Origin of the sequence: Thermogladius sp., from assembly GCF_049970955.1 — an archaeon.
Lineage (GTDB): Archaea > Thermoproteota > Thermoprotei_A > Sulfolobales > Desulfurococcaceae > Thermogladius.
The window spans coordinates 1-8,576 of record NZ_JBMFLY010000039.1; the positions used below are offsets into that span (position 1 = coordinate 1).

Here is an 8,576-nt window from a genome sequence, read left to right on the forward strand (position 1 = left end):
TTCACAGGCCGCTTAAACGTCCTGGCGGCCTCCGAAGAAGATGATGGCCCGCCTCTCCTCCTTAACCTGGACGACAAGCCTCTTAGGTAGGTCGGCGTACCTTCCGCAAACAGTGACCCACGAGGACTTGTCGGGCTCTTTCAACCCAGCCACGTTGCAGACAATGTAGTTCGCTGGGTTCTTCTCTGCCTCTTTGGTCTCCCAATCCGTTAAGCCGGCGACGAAGACCTTTTCCAGGTGGCTTTTCACCTCGACCTCCAGCCTCTCCGGTCCACCAGGTCCCGGGCACTCTACGAGTACATCGTAGGGCTTCGCTTTCCCTATATTAATCTCGAGAACCCTACAGCCCCTTTCCCTGAATAAGCTGGCGACGTGCTCAACGCTAACCCTTTCCATCCACTCCCTCTTTTCGGGGGGCAGTGACTGCCAGTCGACCCCGTACTCTTCGACGCCTCCGACTCCAACTACGTGTATGAAGGGGCTCTCGACCTCCGCCTCCAGCCTTTCCAGGTCTACGAGCCTGGTCTTTGTGAGCTCTACGAGTCTATCCCGCTTCTTCCAGAGCCGCTCGTATAATAGCAGGTCCAGCTTCTTGGCTAACTTAGAGACCTCATCCTCCAAAATCCTCGGTGGCTTGCTACCCACCCAATCTGCTTTGAGGACATTAAGTCTACCCTCAGACTGCTTCTGAGCCAGCCAGTCCAGTACCTGTAGCCCGACTAGAACTTCGACGTTGCCCCCTCTCCTCAGAACAGCTACCGGGGTAGAAAACCTGGTCGTCCCCCCGAGCTTGAAATCGACTACGGCGATATAGCCCTCCTCGAGCCCACTCTCGTTTACAACAACCACGTGGTCGGACGCGGGCTTCTGACCCACCAATGCCTTATATAGCTCCCTGATCGCCCTGGAAGGCTCCGTATAGCGCCTACCGAGGAATACTTCCACTAGTCTGAGGACAACTCGTTGGAACTCCTCGTGGCTGGAGCAACCCGTGAAATGCCAGACATATTTCTGGAGCCTACGCACTTCCTCGTAACTCGGCGTGAGCGACTCGGCTAGGTCTTTGTAGGTCCTCAGCTTTTCCAGCAACATTTTGTAGGCCTCCTCGAGGAGGGGCTCGATGGGGAGGCTCCTAGCGTAGTAGCCCTCGAACACGTGTAGCAGAGCGGCTCCAATAGACTTCTCGGAGACCACGAGCCTCTCCCCGCCCCCAGAACCCTCCTTTTCAAGGTATAGCTCCAGCAGGCTCTCGATCGGCCTCGTGGCGACTTTCTGCTCGAGCATGTTGAGAAGCTTTAACACGAGCTTCTCGTAGAACGCGAGCTCTACAGTGGTGTACCTGACGAAGTCGACTACGCTGCAGTCCCTGGTCTGCCTCAGACGGTAGACTCTACCAATCCTCTGCTCCCTCCTCACAGGGCTCCAGGTCGCGTCGTAGTTCACGACGACGTTGAATTCCTGGAGGTTTAATCCCTCGGAGGCTACGTCGGTACTGAACAGGACCTTTACTACGCCAGCCCCCAGCACCTCACCGGCCGCCTCGCCGAGGGCCGGGAGCGCGTAGACGAGCTCACGGTTTTTCGAGGAGACCTTGCCCACGACGAAGAACTTGCCTTGTCCCTCGAGAACCTTGAACGAGTTTCTCACGGACTCGAGCCTCTTGAGCCTCGCGTATGGTGCCCGCTGGGAGAGTTTCTCGGAAACGCCTCTCAGCAACTTGTCGAGTAGGTCGCTCCTCTCGGTGAAGCCCACGCTCTTCAGGAAATCCGTGAACTTTGAGAAGAGGTAGTCCACAGTGTCGCTATACTCGCTGAACACAATGTAGTCGCCTCTAAGCTCGCTGGGGGCCTCGCCTCTACCAGTCGCGGAGTAGTAGAGCAAGTAGGCCAGGGCCCTGAAGCTGGGGTCCCCGGCTTCGTATAGCTTCTGGAACTCGGACAAGAGGAGTGCTGCTTCATCGCGGAGCTCGCTTGGGACGGACCTGATAGTCGAGTAGAGAACCTTCTCTACAAGAGCGTCGGGGTTTTCCTCGAGGAGGCGGTCGGAAACGCGTAGTCTCTTAAGCTCAGGCTCTGGAGTGGAGCGGGATTCTACCACCTTCATGAACGTCTTCAGGAAGGCGTAAGGGCTGGAAAGCGCTCTCTTCAACAACACCAGCTTTAGCAGGGTGTTCGCGTTGGAGCCTAACAGGCCTAGAAGCCTCCCTAGGAACTTGCCGAGCCTCTCGTAGAGCTGCGCTGCCTCGCCTAGCTTGACCAGGGCCATGAAAGAGTTGAGCTTCGTAAACACCTCTCTGCCCTCTGCCAGGTTGACGTGCTCCTTTGTCCTCCTGTAGACTAGTAGACCGGCCGCGTCCTCGTAGAGTCTCTTCCGCTTTTCGGGGTTTTCGGTTAGCTCTCGTAGCGTAGTGTCTGCGTCGGGAATGAGAAGGGACATCCTCAAGATCATGTCCTTGTGAGTGCCCCTGGAAGGGGTGGCAGATAGTAGGATCAAGTGCTTGGCCCTCTTGAGGATGGGACTCAGCCTCTTCACTCTGAGGCTCGGCTTGGGGCCTGTGAACCCGACCTGGTGCGCCTCGTCCAACACTACGAGGTCCCAGTCTACGCTAGACAGTACCTCGATGTAAGGCTTGTACCGGCCATAGGCGTGCTTGTCCGCCGTGCCACGTTTGGCTAAGTCCAGCGGTGCTACCATTATGAGGGGCTTACCACCCTCCTCGAGTTCTCTCTTTACCGCCTCCACCGTCTTTTTACCAAGCACCCTCAGGACGCCAGGGGCGTGAAGGAGATCCCACAACTCGTAGTAGAGCCACTGCCGGATAAGGGCTCTCGGGGCGATGATCAGGATTTTCGAGGCCTCACCCACCATGGCTAGGTACTTGATAAGGCGGATGGCCTCGACAGTCTTGCCGAGCCCTACCTCGTCCCCTATTAGAAGCCTCACCCTTCTCCTGGGGATCACGTCCAATACTAGGGAGACTTGGTGGAGGAAGTTGAGGTACGGTTTCGAGACAACCTGGGGCTCGGGAGGGGACGAGAACGGGTTGTAGTAGAGGCTGAAGAAAGGGTTGTACTTGAATAACGGCTCTAGGACTAGGCTGAGAACCCCCCTCAGTGGTAGCGCCGGCTCCTCTACCTGCATAAGCAATATCCTCTTAATAGGCTGGAGAACCTCCTCGTGTCAACGACCATCATGAGGCTCCACAAGGCGTCGATCACGGGGCTTATAGCGTCTATGCTGGACCAACAAATAGCTAGGCAGTCGGCCTTCTTGGACGACCTTATGTTGAGGACGCTGAGCGAGTGGAAGAGCAGGAGCTTGAAGTGCCTGTCAGCCGCCCTGCTCACAGAAATAACAACGGTGCCGGATTTCCTCTTCTCTATCTTCATGAAGTCCCCCTCTATGAGAGACTGGTTGTAGATAACCCACTTCAAGACGTACTCGGGCTTGAGCACCCTCTTGGCCTGTAGGAATAGTCTGCCCTCGTCGTACACCCGGAGCATGTAGTACGGCCTCTTGGCCGGGACGGGCTGGATCACGACTTTAAGGTTCGCGCCGGCCTGCAACCCCATGCTCACACGCTCCTGCACTCCCTGTAATCCAGGCTCAGCACGGTCTCGAGAGACTTAAACCTGTCCTCAATGAGTTTTATAAGGTCGGCCAGTCTGATGTTTGACCCGGCGTTCTGGAGCTCTATCTTAGCGTACACATCCACGTCCACGCCCAGCGACTGTAGGAGCCTGGAGAGCCTGTTCGTGCTCGCCTTTCTGAAGCTTATCCTCAGCTCCTCGCCTTGGTTCTCTAATTCAACGTAGCCGTCTGCATAAATCCTGTACACGCTGAGAGAGTTCAATAGGTCTGCTAGACTTTTGATCGCGCCTTTAAGGATTCGGCCCTCGATGTTGAGCTTGGTCAACTCGAGTCTCACGCCAACTGGAGGCCCCCAATTGGCGATGTCCACGCCTTTCACCGACCGACTGACACAGTACTCTCCACTGACCCTGACCCTGGCGACCGGGATCTCCTCTATCCTGTAACCCTTGGGCGCCTCGGCGTCTCTAGCTGTGACTACTACGATGTACTCGCCTGGCTGGTTCACCGTTATTTTTGCTGTAAACGATCCTTTGGATCTCGCCTCCACTCTACTGCTGGACGCCGTTCGCCTCGATATTTCCTCGACGGCCTTGAGCTCTATCTCCACAGGGAACTCCTCGGCGCTCTCCATCGAGCCCTCAACAACGATGTCCAAAACCCCCTCTCCTCTTAGCTCGACGGGCTCCTTTCCCAGCTCCTTCCCGTTGACACTAGTCACCCTCATATTGAAGACCCTGGGCGGGGTCTCCTCCACGAGTACCACTGGGTGGGAGGACAAAGCTTCAACAATGTTTAGTTTAGACGTTGCGAGGAAGGTCGTGAGGTCCACTTTATTGCCGTCGGGCATGTACACCGCGAGTCTACGTACCACCCTCTCCCCGGGCTTGGTGGACGCCTTGGCACGTAGCCTCTCGAGGTACTCGTTTAGGACGAAGCTTGGGTGCACGGCCTCCAGCTCTCTGATATCGGCGCCGAGGCGTTGTACCTTGTTTGCGACGTCCTTCTGCCAACTGCAAGCATACTTCCTACCCGTCCTGTAGAACTGCTCCGCCTCGGCCTCGGTGAAGGGGTAGTCTATCCACAGCACTTCGCCCTTGTACCTGAAAGCGATCATACAGTTCTCGTACGCGGTCTTCAGTGCGTCGAGGAAGTCGCTGAAGCCCGTTATGTGAGGCACTACAACATCGGCTTTGAGTAGCTGATGCCAGAGCTCCCCAACCTTGATCGGCTCCTTAAGGCTCATGTCGCTGTCCCACAGTTTTCTGAGCCCGCTGAGCTGGTTGTAGACGTCGCTCCACTCCCACTTAGTTATGACGCCTCTCTTCTCCAGCGCGCCCTCTAGAAGCCTCACCATGTTTGATAAGTCGCTGACCTCCTCCGGGGGTCTCAAATCCACCTCGTACCCTTGCCTCCGCGTCCCCATAACTACCCTCCTCATCATGGTGTATATCGCGAGCACGACATGTCTTACAACCTCCTCCTCTAACCTTTTCAGCTTGTTCCGTGTATCGTCCAGGTGCTCCTCGCCCACGACCTCCAAAAGGTACTCGCGGTTGTTCGCCAAGTCCCTAACAGCCTTGACGACTTTGAGGAGGTTGAGCAAGAAGTCCCTCATGGTGTTGGGCTCTTTGCCGGCGATCGCCTTGATGGTTTCGGTGTACATCAGCCCCCGCTCTATAGGGTTCATCTTGTAGTCGGGGAGCAGGAACAGCACGTTGTTCCTCGATAGGAGGGACTCGACTAGGTTTTTGTCGGGCTCCTGTAAGCCGATGTATATAAGCACGAGTGGATCATCGTTTTCCTCGACCTCTTTCCTGAGCAGGTCGAGCTCGAGGAACTTGTGTGAGGTGATCGGCTTGACTCTCTTGATCTTCCTCCCGCCTTTGATGGCCTGTTCGTTGACTAAACCCTCTAAAACTGAGAGGGCGTCGTGCTCTGTTACACTCAAGTACTTTTCGCGGAGTATCTTGGTCAAGTCTGCGATCCTAGCGTAGAGTACCCTGTCTTCATCCGTCTTGACCATGTAGGTCGATTCGCTTAGTAGCTCATCGACGGCGTTGACGACGTCGGCCATGAAGACCCTCTGGAATGCGAGCGGGTCGTAGACGAGCGCGGGTAGCTCTTTGGATACTGGGTAGAGCTTCGCAACCTCGCTCCTCTTACTACCCCGCCCGGGTATAGACGTAAGCCAGACCGTCCTAGCGACGGCTGCCTTTACGAAGTCGTGGGTCTCCTGTGGAGAGGCGGGTTCCAAGCTCCATATATACTCCTCTACTTTCCGCCAGAACTTCTTCTTCACGTCCTCCTCGTAGATCCTCTGGAAGTCGCTCTGGACGTCTGACGGCATTTTGCTCAACAGGTCAGTCCTGAACTCTGGCCTGTCGAGCGGTATGAGCCAGGTTGTGAATAGGGCTGTGCGAGGCTCTCTCTTGCGCTGTGATGCATCGTCGTAGACCTCCTTTACCAGTCTCGCGACAAAGGATATCAAGTGCCTGGTCAGCCCGAGCTCTGGGCTTGTGGAGGCTATGTTGACGAGCGTCTCCACGAAGTACGGGTGGAACGGATAATGCCCTTCTAGTCTCCTCTTGAAATCGGCGATGTCTCCGTACCTGATTTTAATAGCATCCCAGAAGGCTTTGTCCGCGTTGGCCTTCTTAATAGCCTCCTCGGCGACCTCCGCCGCACACCTCTTAGCATCACTCTCGTAGGCGTTCTCGAAGAGCCTTTTCTTAAACACTTCCACTATTTCCTTTTTCTCCATGGGAGGTAGCTTCAGCGGTGCCACTCTGTTGAGCTCAGCGAAGATCTTTATCACGTACTCAGGGTGTTGGGGTCCAGGCTCTAGCCGTCCCTCCCTGTACTCTGCGGGTAAAGTGACTACCAACACGCTGTTCGGCGTTTCGTTGACGGCCTCAGCGAGCCGCTTTAGGAAGGATATGTAGGACTCGTCGTAGTCTTTCACTCTACGCGAGACGCTCGTGGCGTGCTCTAAGTACTCTACGGCCTCGTCTATGAGTATCAGCACGGTCTTGCCCCGCAGTACCCCCCTTATTTCATCGGTGAAGGGGGCGGCGAAGGATTCGTCTCTTACGCGGACTTTATCGTACTCTCGTAATAGGTGGGCGAGGAGGCCCCAGGGGGTGTTGACCTTCACTCCGTCGACGGTCACGGGGTTCAGCGGGCTGGGCGCGAGGTACTTCCTGTCCCCTACTAGGGCGACTACCTGTATCTTCCTGCCCGCCTGGACTAATACGTCTATAGCGTGCTTGAGCGCATACCTTGTCTTATCGTCCACTTCCAGGTACCTCAGTGCGTGCGCCCCCTCCTCGTTAACCAGCTTCGCCACGAAGTAGAGGGTGGTGAGGAGGTGGGTCTTCCCGCCCCCCAGGTGGCTGGGTATAACTAGAACCCTACTCTGTACCTTAAACTTGTCTCGCCCTTCCTTGTCTTTGTAGAGGTACTGGACACCCGCTAGGGACCCCATAACGTTCAGGAGGACCTCCTTCATGGACTCGCTAAAGTATGTCCTCTTCAGGAACTCCTTGGGCTCGTACAGCGGGCTCTCGGGCAGGCTCTCGACGCCCTCGACCCTCCCTCTCAACTCGTTCGCTATGTAAGCGTCTGCGAGGCTTAGGGCCTCGATTATCCTGCCCTCAAGGACCTCCTTCCTGGGCTTGAGCACGCTAGTAAATGGCTTAACGCTTGAGGTAGTCAAGCAGGCTCACCCCCCTGTTCTGTCTCTCGACCCTGACACCCACGTAGTCCAGGACTCGGAGGGACAGCTCCGCCTCCGGGTCGCCGCTCAGGGTGGAGAGCGCCTTGGCTAGCTCCAAGGCCTCAGACGTCAACTGGGGGTTCTCGGAGTAGACCCTGTCGTAGTACTTCTTGAACACGTCCTTGGGCCTCATGGAGTACAGCATCAGGGCGTGGAGCACGTGGACGGGGCTCTTGAAGGTCTTGGGGTTCTCCGGGTTTACCCCGTGGAGCTTGAGCACCTCGGCTAGCTCCACCTCGTCGCCAGCCCTGGAGGGCTCCACGAGGATGTAGGTCTTCCTACTCGACACCTCTGTCTCCTCCTCCCTCCCGTAGGCTTTGATTATACCCCTCTTCCAGAACCCCTCCAGCGGCCTGGCACCCCCTGCCTGCGTACCGTAGCTGAGGAGTATTAGGTCGCTGCTGGACGCGAGCCTCCTGCCCTCCCCGCCCCTCGCGAAAACCTTTTTGACGAGGAAGTAGAACACCGAGTCCCCGTGCGAGAGGTTTGCCCCAGCCCCCCGCGCGTAGGCGCGGGCGAGTAGCTCGGAGGCGATTTCGGCGATCTCGCCGGAGCCCACCTGCTTACCGGACTTCACGGGCCTCCCGCCACTGGTCAGCAACCCTAAAACCTTCGCGTAGGACATGACGTACACCGTGACCCCGAACATGCTCGGGGCAACCTTCTCGTGGGCTTTGGCGAGCGAGGACTCGACCTCTTTCACCACTTTGACCGCCTCGTCGAGGAGCTTCTCGTAATCCGCGGCAACGTCAACGGGTTTCGCCTCTTTCACCCTCCTCCAAGAGACGACAATACTGGCTGTTATTGCGGATTTACCTCTTGCGACCACGCTCTCCTCGCTCTCCGTCAGTACCGGGAATGCGGAGGTGGGCGCGAGGTCCCTAGACAACCCCGCCTCTATTAGGGCGATCCAGCCCTCCCTGGAGCTCTGGGCAAAGTAGGTTACCAGTACTCCGTCCTCGCTGAGCCTGTCGGCCATAGCCCTGAAAGACTTGGCGAGCATTTCTCTGTACTTCTCTTCACAGGGCTCCTCGGCGAGCCCCTCGAAGTACTTACACCGCCCTAGACTGAGAGAGACCTCCCTGGAGGCGAACCACTCCCACTGAGTAGCTACCTCGACGCCGTCCCTGAAGAAGGCATCCGCGTGGAACCTGGGCTTGAGCAACGAGCCCTCAACGTCGCTCAAGGCCCTCTTGAGCCACACGTA

Annotated in this window: 3 protein-coding genes and 1 pseudogene; all 4 read right to left on the reverse strand. The window is 56.9% G+C overall.

From position 1 onward, the window contains the following. Positions 1–12 precede the first annotated feature (12 nt). A complete protein-coding gene (locus tag ACP5VX_RS05410) occupies positions 13–3,141 on the reverse strand; it encodes an SNF2-related protein (RefSeq protein ID WP_428724870.1) in 3,129 nt (1,042 codons plus the stop codon). Beyond that, positions 3,132–3,572, reverse strand: a complete 441-nt coding sequence (locus tag ACP5VX_RS05415) for a hypothetical protein (protein ID WP_428724871.1) — start codon at positions 3,570–3,572, stop codon at positions 3,132–3,134. Before ACP5VX_RS05415 ends, ACP5VX_RS05410 begins: the two co-directional genes overlap by 10 nt. Before the next feature lie 2 nt (positions 3,573–3,574). Next, the gene (locus ACP5VX_RS05420) at positions 3,575–7,276 is read right to left on the reverse strand and encodes a DUF499 domain-containing protein (RefSeq protein WP_428724872.1); all 3,702 of its coding nucleotides are present in this window, start codon (positions 7,274–7,276) and stop codon (positions 3,575–3,577) included. A gap of 13 nt (positions 7,277–7,289) precedes the next feature. Further along, positions 7,290–8,576 (reverse strand): annotated as a pseudogene (locus ACP5VX_RS05425) (DUF1156 domain-containing protein); the annotation flags it as partial.